Annotated in this window: 18 protein-coding genes; 5 read left to right on the top strand and 13 right to left on the bottom strand. The window is 74.3% G+C overall.

Features of this window, described 5'->3' with window-relative positions:
• Window positions 1-11: 11 nt before the first annotated feature.
• A complete protein-coding gene (locus WIS52_RS22045; protein ID WP_349300225.1) occupies window positions 12-608 on the bottom strand; it encodes a glycerol-3-phosphate responsive antiterminator in 597 nt (198 codons plus the stop codon).
• Between the two features lie 34 nt (window positions 609-642).
• Window positions 643-1,320 carry a TetR/AcrR family transcriptional regulator gene (locus WIS52_RS22050; RefSeq protein ID WP_349300226.1) on the bottom strand — a complete coding sequence of 226 codons (678 nt, stop codon included), beginning with the start codon at window positions 1,318-1,320 and terminating at the stop codon, window positions 643-645.
• Window positions 1,321-1,410: 90 nt separating this feature from the next.
• Between WIS52_RS22050 and WIS52_RS22055 the strand changes: the two genes are divergently transcribed.
• Both WIS52_RS22055 and WIS52_RS22060 read left to right on the top strand, forming a co-directional pair.
• Entirely contained in the window at window positions 1,411-2,622 is a 1,212-nt protein-coding gene (locus WIS52_RS22055; RefSeq protein ID WP_349300227.1) for a cytochrome P450, read from the top strand.
• A 10-nt stretch (window positions 2,623-2,632) separates the two neighbouring features.
• Window positions 2,633-2,845, top strand: coding sequence for a ferredoxin (locus tag WIS52_RS22060; RefSeq protein WP_349300228.1), 213 nt, complete (start codon window positions 2,633-2,635; stop codon window positions 2,843-2,845).
• Between the two features lie 3 nt (window positions 2,846-2,848).
• Here WIS52_RS22060 and WIS52_RS22065 read toward each other — a convergent pair whose 3' ends face one another.
• Window positions 2,849-4,231: an alpha/beta hydrolase family protein gene (locus WIS52_RS22065; protein WP_349300229.1), complete on the bottom strand. Its 1,383-nt coding sequence runs from the start codon at window positions 4,229-4,231 to the stop codon at window positions 2,849-2,851.
• A gap of 81 nt (window positions 4,232-4,312) precedes the next feature.
• On the opposite strand from WIS52_RS22065, the gene WIS52_RS22070 reads away from it, so the two are divergent.
• On the top strand, window positions 4,313-4,861 hold the full coding sequence (locus tag WIS52_RS22070) for a dihydrofolate reductase family protein (RefSeq protein WP_349300230.1): 549 nt from the start codon (window positions 4,313-4,315) through the stop codon (window positions 4,859-4,861).
• Here WIS52_RS22070 and WIS52_RS22075 read toward each other — a convergent pair.
• The gene (locus WIS52_RS22075) at window positions 4,833-5,474 is read right to left on the bottom strand and encodes a maleylpyruvate isomerase family mycothiol-dependent enzyme (protein ID WP_349300231.1); all 642 of its coding nucleotides are present in this window, start codon (window positions 5,472-5,474) and stop codon (window positions 4,833-4,835) included. The two genes, WIS52_RS22070 and WIS52_RS22075, sit on opposite strands and share 29 nt — an antisense overlap.
• Entirely contained in the window at window positions 5,471-6,097 is a 627-nt protein-coding gene (locus tag WIS52_RS22080) for a DedA family protein (RefSeq protein WP_349300232.1), read from the bottom strand. The genes WIS52_RS22075 and WIS52_RS22080 overlap by 4 nt, the downstream gene beginning before the upstream one ends.
• A gap of 64 nt (window positions 6,098-6,161) precedes the next feature.
• Between WIS52_RS22080 and WIS52_RS22085 the strand changes: the two genes are divergently transcribed.
• Together WIS52_RS22085 and WIS52_RS22090 are read left to right on the top strand one after the other, a co-directional pair.
• A complete protein-coding gene (locus WIS52_RS22085) occupies window positions 6,162-6,899 on the top strand; it encodes a class I SAM-dependent methyltransferase (protein ID WP_349300233.1) in 738 nt (245 codons plus the stop codon).
• 40 nt (window positions 6,900-6,939) lie between these two features.
• On the top strand, window positions 6,940-7,266 hold the full coding sequence (locus WIS52_RS22090; RefSeq protein ID WP_349300234.1) for a DUF6247 family protein: 327 nt from the start codon (window positions 6,940-6,942) through the stop codon (window positions 7,264-7,266).
• A gap of 7 nt (window positions 7,267-7,273) precedes the next feature.
• On the opposite strand, the gene WIS52_RS22095 is transcribed toward WIS52_RS22090, so the two are convergent.
• The 8 genes from WIS52_RS22095 to WIS52_RS22130 form a co-directional block, all read right to left on the bottom strand.
• The gene (locus WIS52_RS22095) at window positions 7,274-7,963 is read right to left on the bottom strand and encodes an SDR family NAD(P)-dependent oxidoreductase (protein WP_349300235.1); all 690 of its coding nucleotides are present in this window, start codon (window positions 7,961-7,963) and stop codon (window positions 7,274-7,276) included.
• A complete protein-coding gene (locus WIS52_RS22100) occupies window positions 7,956-9,158 on the bottom strand; it encodes a sialidase family protein (RefSeq protein WP_349300236.1) in 1,203 nt (400 codons plus the stop codon). The genes WIS52_RS22095 and WIS52_RS22100 overlap by 8 nt, the downstream gene beginning before the upstream one ends.
• Window positions 9,155-9,994 (bottom strand): ABC transporter ATP-binding protein, encoded by an 840-nt coding sequence (locus WIS52_RS22105; protein WP_349300237.1) that lies wholly within the window; start codon window positions 9,992-9,994, stop codon window positions 9,155-9,157. Before WIS52_RS22105 ends, WIS52_RS22100 begins: the two co-directional genes overlap by 4 nt.
• A complete protein-coding gene (locus WIS52_RS22110; RefSeq protein WP_349300238.1) occupies window positions 9,991-10,809 on the bottom strand; it encodes an ABC transporter ATP-binding protein in 819 nt (272 codons plus the stop codon). Before WIS52_RS22110 ends, WIS52_RS22105 begins: the two co-directional genes overlap by 4 nt.
• Window positions 10,806-11,768 carry an ABC transporter permease gene (locus WIS52_RS22115; RefSeq protein ID WP_349300239.1) on the bottom strand — a complete coding sequence of 321 codons (963 nt, stop codon included), beginning with the start codon at window positions 11,766-11,768 and terminating at the stop codon, window positions 10,806-10,808. Before WIS52_RS22115 ends, WIS52_RS22110 begins: the two co-directional genes overlap by 4 nt.
• Entirely contained in the window at window positions 11,765-12,772 is a 1,008-nt protein-coding gene (locus WIS52_RS22120) for an ABC transporter permease (protein WP_349300240.1), read from the bottom strand. The genes WIS52_RS22115 and WIS52_RS22120 overlap by 4 nt, the downstream gene beginning before the upstream one ends.
• Window positions 12,769-14,352 carry an ABC transporter substrate-binding protein gene (locus WIS52_RS22125; protein ID WP_349300241.1) on the bottom strand — a complete coding sequence of 528 codons (1,584 nt, stop codon included), beginning with the start codon at window positions 14,350-14,352 and terminating at the stop codon, window positions 12,769-12,771. The genes WIS52_RS22120 and WIS52_RS22125 overlap by 4 nt, the downstream gene beginning before the upstream one ends.
• Before the next feature lie 210 nt (window positions 14,353-14,562).
• Window positions 14,563-15,348 (bottom strand): DeoR/GlpR family DNA-binding transcription regulator, encoded by a 786-nt coding sequence (locus WIS52_RS22130; RefSeq protein ID WP_349300242.1) that lies wholly within the window; start codon window positions 15,346-15,348, stop codon window positions 14,563-14,565.
• Between the last annotated feature and the right edge of the window lie 5 nt (window positions 15,349-15,353).

The raw sequence follows: 15,353 nt of genomic DNA on the forward strand, positions 1-15,353 counted from the left end.
AGCGCCCGGACCTACATCGCCCACACGTCACGGTTCGACGACGCGACCGCGCAGGCCCCGGCGGCCAGCGCGGCCATGACGTCGGCCTTGTCGCACACCAGCCCGCCCGCGACGATGGGTGTGCCGACGTCGTCGCGCAGCCAGCTGATCACCCGCGGCACGCAGCCGGGGAGGATCTCCAGCAGGTCCGGCTTCGACTGCTCGACCAGCCGGGGCACCTGGTCGTAGGAGAACGAGTCGACGAGGAACGCCCGCTGCACGGCGATCAGACCGGCCCGGCGTGCGGCCTTCACCAGCGTCGACTTCGTGGACAGGATGCCGTCGGCGGCGGTGTGGGCGGCCAGCCAGGTCACGACCACCTCGCGGGCGGCGAACCCGTCGAGCAGGTCGGCGTTGACGAGCACGATCTTCCCGGCGTCCTTGCCCCGCCGCACCGTCTCCGCGACGTCGAGCACCGACCCGTACAGCAGGAACAGCACCGGCCGGTCCGAGCGCAGCGCCGCCTCGAAGCCGTCGGCGTCCTTCACGCTGGCGACGACCGGGTCGTCGCGCAGCAGGGCGAGGAGCTCCGCCGCGGTGGTGCCGGCGCGGTCCTGCTGTGCGGTCATGGCCGCAGTCTCCCGGCTCCGGGGCTCCCGGTCCTCAGGCGGTCCCGACGTCGCGCAGGATCTCGGCCAGCCGGTGCCGGTGGCCGTCCAGCGTGCCGGCGGTGATCCCCCCGGCGGCGGCACCGGCGACGTCGTCGGTGACCACCCGGAACGCGGCGTTCACGCTCGCCGCGCGCAGCCGTGCGGAGAGCCCGCCCGGGTCGATCCCGAGCCGGGGGGCGAGGACCTCGGCGATCGTCGGCTCGGCCCGCTCCTGCAGCACCAGCCAGACCGCGCGCAGCGCCGGGTTCTCCCGGGACATCCGGACGACGGCGAGGACGGCGTCGATGTCCTGCATGTCGACGTCCTGCATGTCGACGTCGCGGGTGTCGACGTCGCGGGTGTCCGCACCGGCCCCGCCCGGCGCCAACCGGTAGGCCACGCGCAGGTGCTCGTCCAGCTCGACGCCGTCCGGCCAGCTCCGCAGCACCGCGCAGAACCCGTCCAGCGCCTCGGTCAGCAGCGGCTCGACGCACGCCTCCTTGGTCCGGAACAGCCGCCACAGGGTCCGCTCGGAGACCCCCGCCGCACGGGCGATCTCCGCGCCGGGGGTGTCGGCGACCCCGCGGTCCCGGAACAGCCGGACCGCCTCGCGGGAGATCGCCAGCCGCTGCCGGCGCCGGTCGGAGTCGCTGGTCGGCGGGCGTCCACGACGGGCGCTCCGTTCCTCCATCCGTCCTCCGATCCGGGCGTTCACGACCTCGCCACCCTAAGCGGGCATCTTTATTGGCGGTAACTGCCAGAAAACCGTACCGTCGGGGACATGACCGTCACCCCCGAGCGTCCGCAGATGCCCTTCGCCCGCCCGAACCTGCTCGACCTCGCGCCGTTCTACGAGGTGCTGCGCCGCGAGGCGCCGATCGCGCCGGTGACCACTCCGGCCGGCGATCCGGCGTGGCTGGCGACCCGGTTCGCCGAGGTCCGCGAGTTGCTGGGGGACAAGCGGTTCGGCCGATCGCACCCGGAGCCGGAGCAGGCGTCGCGGATCAGCACGGCGGCGGTCCAGGACGGCCCGAGCGGGGACTACGAGTCCGAGGAGGCCGACCACACCCGCATGCGACGGCTGCTGACCCCGGCGTTCTCGGCCAAGCGGATGCGCGCGCTGTCCGGGCACGTGCAGGAACTGGTCGACGGCTACGTCGACGACATGCTCTCCGCGCACGACCGGGCCCCGGACGGGGTCGTCGACCTGCACGCCCACCTCGCGTTCCCGCTGCCGGTCGCGGTGATCTGCCGATTGCTCGGGGTGCCGGAGTCCGACCGTGACCACTTCCGCGCGCTGTCGGACCGGATGGCGACCTACTCCGGGCAGGACGCGCACGAGGCGCTGGTGGAGTTCGGCACCTACATGGCGGGCCTGGCCGAGGCCAAGCGGACCGACCCGGGCGAGGACGTGATCACCGACCTGGTGCGCGCCCAGGAGGAGGACCCGACGTTCGGCTACCCGGAGATGATCCGGCTCTGCGTCGGCCTGCTGTTCGCCGGGCACGAGACGACGGTCAACCGGATCGGGCTCGGCATGCTGTTCCTGCTCACCCGGCCCGACCAGTGGGCCGCGCTGGCGGCCGACCCGGACGGGCGGATCGAGGCCGTCATCGAGGAGGTCATGCGGCTCGGCGCTCCCGGGGACCTGGGCCTGCTGCGCTACGCGCACACCGACGTCGAGATGGCCGGGGTGACCATCCGCCGCGGCGACGCGGTGATCATCTCGGTGAACGCCGCGAACCGGGACGCGGGTGTGTTCGCCGACGCCGAGGAGTTCGACCCCGACCGCTCCGAACGCGGGCACGTCGGGTTCGGCCACGGCCCGCACTTCTGCATCGGCGCGAGCCTGGCCCGCACCGAGCTGCACGCCGTGTTCGCCACGCTCGCGCGCCGGCTGCCGGACCTGCGCCTGGCCGTCGGGCTCGACGACCTCGACGTCCGCACCGACCACCTCACCGGCGGCGTCCGCAGCCTGCCGGTCGCGTGGTGACGGTCTCGAGATGAAGGGAGACATCATGGACGTCGAGGTGGACCAGCACGCCTGCGTCGGCTCCGGGCAGTGCCTGCTCACCGCGCCGGAGGTGTTCGACCAGCGCGACTCGGACGCGATCGTCGAGCTGCTCGACGCGCACCCGCCGCCCGCGCAGCACGAGAAGGTGCGCCGTGCGGCCACGGGATGCCCGGCGACGGCGATCACCGTGTCCGGGGACTGACCCTCACGACCCGACGTACTCGTCCAGCCAGTCCGCGACCGCGTCGAGCACCTCGGGGTCGATCGTCGTCGGGATCCGGGTGTACTCGTCGGGGTCGCCGGTCCCGGCCGGCTGCATCAGGTGGTTGAGCCCGGGGAACGTCCGGACGGTCGCCACCGGGTTCGCCGAGAGCAGGTCCCGCATCAGCGGCTCGTTGCGCGCGGCCGGGACCTGCGGGTCCCGGCCGCCGTAGACGGCGAGGACCGGCACGTCCAGGGCGCGCAGGGACGGGGCCGGGTCGTGCAGGAGGTACGAGCGCCGGTACGGGCCGGGGACGAAGCGCTCGGCGAGTTCGGCCGGATCCTCGAGCTGCTCTCCCGGACCGGCAGCCCGCTGCTTCTCGAACCACGCGCGCCACAGCGCCCGGATGCCGTCGTCGTCGCCGGTCCGGATCAGCTCGAGATGGCGGCGTCTCAGGGTCCGGCTCTCCTCGACCTCGCCCAGGGACGCCTCGCTCGCCGCCGGCCGCTCCCGGGCCTCCAGCTCGGTGGCGGCGGCGCCGTCCATCGCGGGCGAGGCCAGCAGGATCGCGAACGCGGCGCCGGCGTCGGGGGCGGCGAGCGGGGCGAGGTAACCGCCCTCGCCGTGCCCCAGCAACCCGATCCGCCCGCCGTCGATCTCGGGCCGCGCGCGCAGGAACTCCGCACCGGCGGCGACGTCGCCGGCCAGCTGCGGGTAGCCGGTGTCCTCGACGAATCCGCCGGTGCCGCCGACGCCGCGCCCGTCGGTGCGCAGCACCGCGTAGCCGGCCCGGGTGAGGGCGTCGGCGAGCACCCGGAACGTCCGGTGCGTCGACTGGGTCGCGTCGCGGTCCCGCGTCCCCCGGTCGGAGATCAGGACGACGGCCGGGAACGGCCCGTCGCCGTCCGGGACGGTGAGTGCCCCGCCGACCGCGATGTCGCCGCTGTCGAACCCGACCTCCTCGACGCGGTAGGGGAAGGGCGGCCGCGGCTCCTGCGGGCGGTCCGGCCCGGGCCGGAGCGAGCCGGGCTCCAGCACCAGGGGCAGTTCCTCGCCGGCCCGCGTCCACGTCCCGTCGATGCTCCCCGCGCCGAGCGCACCCTCGAACCGGACGTCGCCCGGCAGGTCGGGGACGGTGAAGGTGACGACGCCGTCCCGCACGCCGACGTCCTGGACCGGGGTCGCGTCCGGCCCCTCGGCCGGGACGACGAGGGAGCCGCCGCCGTCCGGTGTGAACGTCACCTCGACCTCCCGCGGCGAGCCGGGCTCCATGACCCGGCCCGACCACGCACCGGAGATCGTGCCCGGCAGGTCGGGGAACGACGGCGCCGCGCACCCCGCGCCGAGTACTGCGAGCAGCAGGATGAACGGGACGAATCGGCGCACCGGGGCAGGTTAGGGCGTTTCCGATGAGTTCTCACGATGTGCGCGGTCGGCCCTGTGGACGACGACCCGAAGGAGCGGCCCATGCGCACGCTGGCCATCACCCAGAACATCACCGTCGACGGCGCCGTGGAGATGCTCGGCGACTGGTTCGACCCCACCGACTCGGCGGACGACCTGCAGGCCGCGATGCACCGGCAGGACGCCACCTGTGACGCCGTGCTGCTCGGCCGGCGCACCTTCACCGACTTCCGCGGGTACTGGCCCGAGCAGACCGACGACACCACCGGCGTCACCGAGTTCCTGAACCAGGTCGCCAAGTACGTGGTCTCGTCGACGCTGACCGACCCGGAGTGGAAGAACTCGACGATCCTGTCCGGCGACCCGGTCGACGACGTCGCCGCGCTCAAGGAGCAGCCCGGCCAGGACATCGTCGTCACCGGCAGCGTCAGCCTGTGCCACACGCTGATCGCCGCGGGCCTGGTGGACGAGTTCCGGCTGTTCGGCTACCCGGTCGTGCAGGGCCGGGGGCGCCGGCTGTTCCCGGACGGCTGGTCGGCCGACCGGCTACGGCTGCTGGAGGCGACGTCGTTCTCGAACGGGGTCACGCTGACCCGCTACGCAGCCGCCTAGCCAGTGCGTCTGCTCCGGGGCTGGTGAGCTCGCCGAGCGCGTCCGCCCGCCCGGCCGCGGCCATGACCAGGGCCTCGGCCGGTCCGGTGACCTCCGGGCCGTCGCCGGACCGGAAGTCGAGATCGGTGGCGACCAGCCGCAGCCCGCGCACCCGGCGCCGGGCCCCGAGCGGCGGGGCGAACAGCGTGAAGGGCAGCACGACGGCCAGCCGCTCGGCCGGCACGACCCGCGGCAGGCCGAGGGCACGCCGGATGTCCTGGTGGTGGATCAGCGCGTCGGTGAGCCCGATCCGGCCGCCGAACAGCGCCGTGACACCGCGCGGTCGCAGGTGCCGCCGCACGTCGGCGACGAGCTCGCCGGTGGGCCACCCGGCCCGGTCGGCGACCACGAGCGCGTTCATCCGCCCCAGGCCGAACCGGCCGCGCACCGCGCAGGACAGGGTCTCCCGGGCGCCCATGCCCTCGTAGCCGATCAGGTGGGCGACGACGTCGCGCACCCGCCACCCGGTGCACAGCGACCCGGCCTCCCACTGGTCGGGGGTGAGGTCCTCGAGCAGCCCGGCCAGGTCGGCGCGCTCGGCGACGGCGAGCGCGGGCACGTCGGGCCCGCTCACCCGGCCTGCTCCGCCGCCGCGGCGCGCTCGACCCGCCTGCTGACGTGCCGGGAGACCAGGAACCCGGTCACGAGGGCGAGGACGAGTCCGATCCAGGAGAACCGCTTCAGCCAGGTCTCGGCGACGATGCCGATGGTGTAGATCAAGGTGACCGTCCCGCCGGCCCACAGCACCGCGCCGGTGACGTTGGCGGCGAGGAAGGCGGGGTAACGCATCCGCATGGCCCCGGCCAGTGGCCCGGCGAAGATCCGGAGGATCGCGACGAACCGTCCGAACAGGACGGCCCAGACACCGTGCCGGTCGAACACCCGGCGGCCCACCGCCAGGTGCGCCGGGCCCAGGTGGCGCGGGAAGCGCCGGCCCAACCGCTCGAGCAGCCCGGTGCCGTAGCGGCGCCCGACCGCGTAGCCGATCGAGTCGCCGGCCGCCGCACCGGCCGCGGCCGCGGCGGCGAGGACCACCGGGTCGACCTGCGAGCCCGGGCGGCTGGCCAGCAGCGCGGCACCGACCAGCACGATCTCACCGGGCAGCGGTACGCCGATGCTCTCCACCCCGACGATCCCCGCGCAGAGCAGGTAGACCACCAGCGGCGGGATCGTCAGCAGGACCGTGTCGACGTGCACCCCGTCATCATGCCTGGTGAACCCGGCTGCGCCGAGGGCCTTGGGCGGGGCATCATCCACCCACGTGAGCACCGCACTCGAGCGCGCCTTCCGGGCCGCCCACGAGGACCTGCCCCGCGAGGCACCCGGTTCCGAGGAGACGACGGCCCTGCTGCTGCAGCTGGTCGGCGCGCTGCCCGACGCGCCGCGGATCGTCGACATCGGGTCCGGCACCGGGCCCGCGACGCTGCCGCTGGCCGCCGCGACCGGCGGCCAGGTCGTCGCGGTGGACGCGCACGGCCCGTACCTGGAGCGGCTCAACGGCCGCGCGGCGATCTCCGGGCTCGGCGACCGGGTCCGGACGGTGGTCGCCGCGATGGACGACCTGCCGCTGGCAGACGGCTCCGCGGACCTGGTCTGGTCCGAGGGCGCCGCCTACATCATGGGGTTCGACGCGGCGCTGGCGTCCTGGCGGCGGCTGCTCGCCCCGGGCGGCGCGCTGGTGCTCACCGAGGCCGAGTGGACGACCACCGACCCGTCACCGGGGGCGCGCGCCTTCTGGGACCCCGGCTACCCCGGGATGCGCACGACGGCCGGCAACGTCGAGGCCGCCCAGCGGGCCGGGTACCTGGTGCAGGCCGTCTACCTGCTGCCCGACGCCGACTGGGACGCCTACTACCGCCCGCTCGCGCACCGGATCGCGCAATTGCGCGAGGAGGGGGTGGATCCGGCGGCGCTGGCCGAGGTGGGCCGGGAGATCGAGGTCCGCGCCGAGTTCGGCACCGAGTACGGCTACACCGGCTACGTCCTGCGGCCGCGCTGAACCGGGCCGGACCGGAGGCTCCGGGCGCTACGATGCGCCGATGAGCGCGACCTACTCGGTGGACGACACCGTCCCGGACGGCTCGCTGCGGCGCGGAGCATCGCCCCGAACGATCCGGGCCGCGCTCATCCCCGAGGACCGGACCAGGTTCGACGCCGCCTACGCCGATGAGCTGGCGACGGCTCGCGACAACCTGGATCTCACCGGATTGTTCGCGATGCTCGAACGCTGGCGCCGGGTCGCCGTGCTTCAACGGGATCCGGACCGCTTCGACGCGCTCGTCCGCCGCGCCGCAGAGCTTCGCACCGGCGAGCCGGCCTCCCCGGACGAGACAACCGCGGAGACCCGGCGCAGGGCCGGGCTCTGACGAAGGCTCAGCGCGGCAGCGACATCCCCGCGCACACCGTGATCGTCTGCCCGGTGATCGCCCCACCGTCCGGCCCGACCAGCAGCTCGACGAGCGCGGCGACCTCGCCCGGACGCACCCGACGGCCCAGCGGCGGCACGATCGGCGGGGTCGCGGCCCGTCCCGGATCGGCGAGCATCGGGGTGTCCGTCGGCCCGGGCGCGACGACGTTCACCGTGATCCGCCGCCCGACCAGCTCCGCGGCCCACGACCGGGCCATCGCCTCCAGTGCGGCCTTGGTCGCCGCGTACTGGCTCTTGCCGGGCGACCCGCCGGCGGTCCGGCTGCCGATCAGCACGATCCGGCCGCCGTCGGCGATCCGGTCCAGCAACGCGCCGGCGAGCTCGGCGGCCGCGGCCACGTGCACCCGCCACATGTGCTCCCCCGCGGCCGGGTCGAGCGCGCCGAGCCGGCCGGTGCGCTGCAGCCCCGCGGCGTGCACGACGGCGTCCAGGGCCCCGACCCCGGCGACGACGCCGGGCACCGACGACGGGTCGGACAGGTCCGCCTCGATCCACTCCAGCCCGTCCCGGGGCGGCGGGGCGCTGCGGGACAGCCCGGTCACCCGCCAGCCCCGCCCCAGCAACCGCTCCACCACCGCCGCGCCGATCCCGGAACTGACGCCGGTGACCAGCGCGTGCGGCGCCGGATCAGGCATCCGGGGCGGCCAGGTGCACGTACCGGATCGCCTGCCGGTAGTAGGTGTAGGCGATGTGCAGCCCGCCGTCGGCCCCGGCGCGGATGCTCGGGTAGGAGAACTCCCGGTTCCGCTTCCCGCGCGAGTCGTTGACCAGGCAGAACCCGTCGCCGGTCTCCAGGTCGCGGCGGACCGGCCAGGTGGCGCCGCCGTCGTCGGAGATCGCGAGGGTCATCGGGGCCCGGGGTGCGCCCCAGAACGCGCCCTCCCGGAGCGCGTCGGCGGAGCCGGCGTCGCCGACCGAACCGGAGTCGGAGATCTCGTCGTAGAGCGAGGCCCGGCGGTCGGTCGCGTCCGCCCGCGAGCTCGGGTTCCCGACCAGGGCGAGCCGCCCGTCGGGCAGGCCGACGACCTGGACCGAGGAGTTGTTGTTCGGCAGCTCCACCGGTTCGGGCACCGACCAGCTCTCGCCGTCGTCGGTGGAGACCGAGCGGTGCACCGCGTCGGCCCGGCGGCTGCGGTAGAACGCGGCGAGCGTGCCGTCCGGCCGGGCGACGACGTTCATGTGCACCTGCCCGGTGCTGTCCGGCACCGCGACCTCGCGCCAGGTCGCCCCGTCGTCGTCGGAGACCATCACCGCGGAGGTGTCGAGGTCACCGACCCAGCGGCCCTCCGGCGGGGTCACGCAGTGCCAGATCGGCAGCAGCCACCGTCCGGTCGACGTCACCACGACCGGCTGGCGGACGAACACCCCGCCGGCCGGCCCGGCCGGGAACAGGGTGCGCTGCGCGCTCCAGGTGACCCCGGCGTCGCCGGAGGTGCGGACGCGGACCTCGGCGGTGTCCTGGTTGCCGGCGATCTGCGCGGTCCACAGCAGCCACACCGTGCCGGACGGGGCGACGAACAGCAGCGGGTTCTGCTCGGACCGCGCGCCGTCGTCGGACAGCGTCACCGGGTCGGTCCACCGCTCGCCGCCGGCGGGCAGCCGGGAGAAGCGGACGCCGATGTCCGGCACGCCCTCCTGGGTACCGGCGAACCACACGCACGCCAGGTCGCCGCCGGGCAGCTCCATCAGGTTCGCGGCGTGGTTCTGCACGTCCGGGGCGGGCAGCAGCGCGTCGCGCCGGTCCGGCTCGCCGTCGTGCGGGCGCAGGACGCCGTCGGTGGGGCCGGGCAGCTCGGCCGGCGTGGTCGTCGAGGTCGGTGCGGCGCTCACCGGGCCGCGCCCGGGACGGCGCCGGCCAGCGCGGCCCGCGGCTTGCGCCCGGAGATCCGGGCCGGGTCGAGCGCGGCGGCCCGCAGCCGCTGCGTCACCTCGTGCGAGGGGGAGTCGAGCACGTCGGCGGTGCGGCCGGTCTCGACGACCTTCCCGTGCGACATCACGACGATGTGGTCGGTGATCTCCCGGACGACGCCGAGGTTGTGCGCGATCACGACGAAGGTCAGGCCGGTGTCGCGCTGCAGCTCGCGCAGCAGGTCGAGCACCTGGGCCTGAACCGAGACGTCGAGCGCCGAGGTGGCCTCGTCGCACACCAGCAGCTCGGGGTCGCTGGCCAGCGCCCGGGCGATGCCGATCCGCTGGCGCTGTCCGCCGGAGAACTCCGACGGTCGCCGGGCCGCCGCGCTCGCCGGCAGCCCGACCCGGTCGAGCAGCTCGACCGCGCGCCGCTCCCGCTCGGCCCGGCCGCCGATCCCGCGCACGGCCAGCGGCTCGGCGACGATCCGGCCGGCGGTCAGGTGCGGGTCCAGCGACCCGTACGGGTCCTGGAAGATCATCTGGATCTTCCGGCGGTGCGGGCGGAGCTTGCGCTCGGGCAGCTGCGCGACGTCGACGCCGTCCAGCTCGATCGACCCGGCCGTGGGCCGGATCAGCCGGACCAGGCAGCGCGCGATCGTCGACTTGCCGCAACCCGACCCGCCGACCACGGCCAGGGAGCCACCGTGGTCGACGGACAGGTCCACCCCGTCCACGGCCGTGAAGTCACCGAAGGTGACGGTGAGGCCGCGGACCTGCAGGTGCGGGGTCGCGGCCGTGCCGGTGCTCGTACTCATGCGGATGCCCCTTCCAGGCTGGGGACGGCGGCGATCAGCTTCCGCGTGTAGTCCGAGCGCGGGTTCCCGACGACCTGCTCCACCTCGCCGGACTCGACGAACACCCCGGAGCGCATGACGTGGATCCGGTCGGAGACCAGCCGCGCGACGCCGAGGTCGTGGGTGATCAGCAGCATCCCGATGCCGGTGCGTTCCTGCAGCTCCAGCAGCAGGTCGAGGATCCCGGCCTGCACGGTCACGTCGAGGGCCGAGGTCGGCTCGTCGGCGACGAGCAGCCGCGGCTCACCGGCGAGGGTGATCGCGATCAGGACCCGCTGCAGCATCCCGCCGGAGAGCTGGTGCGGGTAGGCCTGCCACTGCTTCTCGGGTCGCGGGACGTGCACCTGGTCGAGCAGCTCGATGCCGCGGTCGCGGATCTGCGTGCGGGACAGCCCGGGGGAGCGCAGCCGGATCGCGTGCCCGAGCTGGGAGCCGACGGTGTGCACCGGGGACAGCGCGGTCATCGGGTCCTGCGGGATCAGCGACACCCCGCGGCCGCGGACCGCGGCGAGCGCCTTCGGCGTGGTGAGGACGTCCACCGGCGTGGCGTCCGGGTCGATCGCGTAGCGGACCACCCCGGTGACGACGGCGGTGCCGGTGGGCAGCAGCCCGAGCACGGCCATCGCCGTCGTCGACTTCCCGGAACCGGACTCGCCGATCAGGGTGACCGTCTCGCCGGCGCCGACGTGCAGGCCGACGCCGTCGACCGCGCGGACGACGCCGCGGTCGGTGACCAGCTCCACCTGCAGGTCCGCGACCTCCAGCAGCGGTGTCATGCCTTCGCCCCCTTGGCGTCACGAGTAGCTCCGAGGCCGAGGAACCTCGGCCGGCCGATGCCGCCGGAGCGGTCGCGCAGCCCGTCGCCGAGCAGGTTCACCCCGACCACCAGCAGCACGATGACCAGGCCGGGCAGCGTGGCGATCCACCACGACGTGGTGATGTAGTCCTGGCCGTCGGAGACGATCCGGCCCCAGGTGGCGAACGGGCGCTCCGGCCCGGCTCCGAGGTAGGACAGCGCGCTCTCCAGCAGTACCGCCTGGGCGAGCAGCAAGAGCACGACCAGCGACGCCGGCTTGACCACGTTCGGCACCACGTGCCGGAGCAGGATCGCGAGCCGGCCGAGCCCGAGCGTGCGGGCCGCGTCGATGTAGGGCTTGCCGCGTTCGACGAGCACCAGCGAGCGGGTCAGCCGGAACACCTCCGGCCACTGCGCGATCGCGATCACCGCGGTGATCACCGGGATCGACGAGCCGAACAGCGCGACCACGAGCAGCAGCATCATCAGCAGCGGCAGCGCCAGCTGCGCCTCGGCGAGCCGGGACGCCACCGCGTCGACCCACCCGCCGTGGAACCCGGCGAGGCACCCGAGCACCAGGCCGATCAGGCCGGACACGCAGACGGCCAGGATCCCGACGGTCAGCGACACCTGGCCGCCGGACAGCACCCGGGCCAGCAGGTCGCGGCCGAGCTGGTCGGTCCCGAACAGGTGCCCGTCGGTGAGTGGGGCCAGCCGCCGGGCGGAGAGGTCCTGGGCGTTCGGGTCGGGGAGCGGCAGCACCGTCGCGAGCAGCACCGGCAGCACCACCAGGGCGCTGCAGATGCCGCCGATCCAGATCTTGACCCGGGCGGCCCGCGCGCGCCGGTGCGCGGGGGACCTCGCGGCGAGTGCGGGGGTGACGGCCGAGGGGCGCTCGCCGAGGGTCTCGTCCGGCCGGGTGGGGAGCGTGGTGCTCATCGCGCGGACTCCTTTCCGAGCCGGACCCGCGGGTCGAGCAGCGGGTACGCGAGGTCGATCAGCAGCTGGACGGAGATCGCGAGCGCGGCGGTGACCAGCACCGTCGCCTGGATCAGCGGGTAGTCGCGGGTCTCCAGGGCGCGTACGACGAGCGAGCCGACGCCCGGCCAGGAGAACACCACCTCGACCACGACGACGCCGTTGAGCATCGCCGCGAACCGGGTCCCGAGCGCGGTCAGCACCGGGATCGCCGAGTTGGACATCGCGTAGCGCCAGACCAGTGACCGTTCCGACGCGCCGCGGGAGCGCGCCACGGTGAGGTACGGCGAGGCGAGCGCGCCGGTCATCTCCCGGCGCACCAGCCGGGAGATCAGCGCGATCTGCAGGATCGCGACGGTCAGCGTCGGCAGCACCAGCCCGGACCAGGTCGCGAAGCCCGACGCCGGCAGCACCGGGATCAGCACCGCGAACACGGTGAGCAGCATGATGCCGCTCCAGAAGTCCGGCATGGACTGGCCCGCGATGGTGACCACGTTGGCGCCGACCTCGCGGCCGGTGTCGGCCCGCCGGGCCATCCAGACCCCCAGTGGTACCGCGACCAGCGTGGTCACCAGGATCGCCGAGACGGCCAGGGTGATGGTGTAGGGGAGCCGGTTCAGCACGACGTCGAAGGCGGGGGCCTGGAACGAGTAGCTCGTCCCGAGGTCGCCGCCCAGCAGGTTGCGCAGGAACGTCAGGTACTGGACGAACACCGGCTGGTCGAGGCCGAGCTGGGTCCGGATCCGCTCGAGATCCTCCGGGCTCGCGTTCGGCCCGGCGTAGGCGGCGGCCGGGTCGCCCGGGGCCAGGCGCAGCAGCACGAACACCGTCGAGACGGTGAGGAAGATGGTCAGGAAGCCCTGCCCGACGCGCATCGCGGCGTAGCGGGCGAGCCCCGCGCCCTTCGAGGACCCGCGACGGCCCGCCGTGGCGGGCGGGGGTGCGGTGGTGGTGTCCGCGCTCATGCCGATGCCCCCAGCCCGACCGTGGTGATCTCGTAGGAGTTCGTCGGCAGCAGGTCGATGCCGGACACGCGTTGCCGGCTGGCCTGGACGACGTCGGGCACGAACGCCCACATGCAGGGCCAGGTGTCCCAGATCTTGCGCTGGGCGTCGGCGAGCACCGCCTGACGGCGGTCGGGGTCGATCTCGTCGGCGGCGGCGTCGAGTGTGCGGGTGACCTCGGGGACCACGTAGCCCTGGTAGGTGTCCCGGGTGGCCTCCTTCTCGGGGGTGCCGCCGTACATGCCCTGCAGCACGGTCGCGGCCTCACCGGTCGGGCCGGCGAAGCCGTTGCCCAGCACGTCCCAGTCGCCGCCGCGGCCCTGCCGCCAGGCCGAGATGTCGCCACCCGGCTGGAACTGCTGCAGCCGGGTACGGACCCCGACCTGGCCGAGCATCCCGGCGACCGACTCCATCACCGTGGTGTCGGCGGGGAACTCCCCGGACTCCCAGATGATCGTCAGCTCCAGGTCGGTCACCCCGGCGGCGTCGAGCATCTGCCGGCAGCGCGCCGGGTCGTAGCGGTACTCGCCGACGTCGACCGCGCCGGTCAGCACCGAGGCGACCGGCCCCGTCGCGGGGGTCACCGAGCCGACGAGGACGTCGCGGGCCAGCGCCTCGCCGTCGATCGCGAAGCTCAGCGCCTCCCGGACCCGGGCGTCGGCCAGCGGGTGCCCGGCCGGCTTGCGGAAGTTGTAGAAGAGCTGGTTGGTGCGGGTGCTCGGGGCCCGGTCCAGCCGCACGGACGGCAGGCCGGCGAGCTGCTCGGCCGAGTCCGGGGTGATCGAGTCGATCACGTCGAGCTCGCCGGAGCGCAGCGCGACGACCCGGCTCGACTCCTCCGGGACGAAGCGGACCTGCACCGAGTCCAGCGCGGCCGGTGTGCCCCAGTAGTTCTCGTTGCGGACCAGCGTGTAGTCACCGGTGCCGCCGTCGCCGGAGGCGACCCGGAACGGGCCGGAGCCGATGCCGTCGAGCAGCTGCTCGGGCCGGTTCGCCGCGGCCGGGGTGATCAGGATCTGGGCCATCAGCAGGTCCAGCACCGGTACCGGGTGCACGGTCCGCAGGACGAAGCTGCGGGAGTCGATCTGCTGCACCGTCGGGAGCTCGGGGAACAGGCTGGAGATGAACGAGCCGTCGACGCCGCCGTAGCACTCCAGGGCGACGGCGACGTCCTCCACGGTGACCGGGCTGCGGTCGGCGTAGTGGATGCCGTCGCGCAGCCGGACCGTCCACTCGGTCGGTGCGGTGCGCTCGAACCGCTCGGCGAGCACCGGCTGGGCGACCAGGCCGGGGCCGACCTTGGTCAGCGCCTGCCGGACGGCGCGCTGCACGGTCACGGCGGCGTCGAACTGGTTGAGCTTGTTGTCCAGGCTCGCGAGCGAACGGTTGAGACCGAGCACGAGCGTGTCCGGGCCGGGGGCGCCGGTGGGGCCGGCGCAGCCGGCCAGCGGGGCGGCCGCCACCCCGGCGGCGGCCAGTGCGGACCACCGCAGGAACGCCCGGCGGTCGAGCCGCGGGCCGGCCTGGCGGTACAGGGTCATCGTCGACCTCCGAATGGGGAGTGTGGAAACGGTGGGAGACCACCGATCCCGCGCTGAGTCTCACGCTCGCATGGACTGCGTGTTTCGCGCAAGATGCAGATCAGAGCGCGTATTACGCGCACAGGCGAGCAAGGCAGATCACAAACGGGCATGACGGACACCGTTCGATGCGCGAAACGCGCAGAGCGAGCGACCGGCGTCAGTCGGTGATCAGGCGGCGCCGTCGATGTCGGCGACCGACACCGCGATGCCGGACGAGCGGAGTGCGGCGAGCTGTGCCGCGTCCGCGTCCGGGTCGGTGATGAGCGTCCAGCCCGGCTCGAGCCGGGCCCACGCGTGGAACGGGCGGCGGCCGAGCTTGTCGGCGTGCGCGAGCACGTAGACCGCCGACGCCCGGCGTGCCATCAGCTCCTTGAGCCGGGTCTGGGCGAGCTCGGCCTCGCACAGCCCACCGTCGGTGGTGACGCCGTCCGCGCCGAGGAACGCGCGGTCGAACGTGACGTGCTCGAGCGACGCCTCGGCGATCGGGCCGACGAAGCCCTGGCTGACCGGGCGCAGCGTGCCGCCCAGGCAGTGCACGGTGACGCCGTCGGCGTCGGCGAGCTCACCGAGTGCGGTGAGCCCGGTCGTCACCACCGTCAGGCCGGGGACGCCGCGCAGCTCGTGCGCCAGCGCGCCGACCGTCGACCCGGCGTCGAGCAGCACCGTCTCGCCCGGCCGGACCAGGGCCGCGGCCACCCGGGCGATGGCCCGCTTGGCCGCGAACGCCTCGCCGATCCGCTGCCGCAGCGTCGTCTCCGGGTGGGCGGACAGCGCCATCGCGCCACCGTAGGTGCGGGCGAGGCGGCCCTCGGCGGTCAGCTGCGCGAGGTCGCGCCGGATCGTCGAGGCGGTGACGTCGAAGATGCCGGAGAGCTCCTCGACGCTGGCCAGGCCGGACGTCGTCGCGAGCCGGACGATCTCGTCCCGGCGGGCACCGGATCCGCGCGGCGGCATGCTCC

The organism is Pseudonocardia nematodicida, from assembly GCF_040105385.1.
Taxonomy (GTDB): domain Bacteria; phylum Actinomycetota; class Actinomycetes; order Mycobacteriales; family Pseudonocardiaceae; genus Pseudonocardia; species Pseudonocardia nematodicida.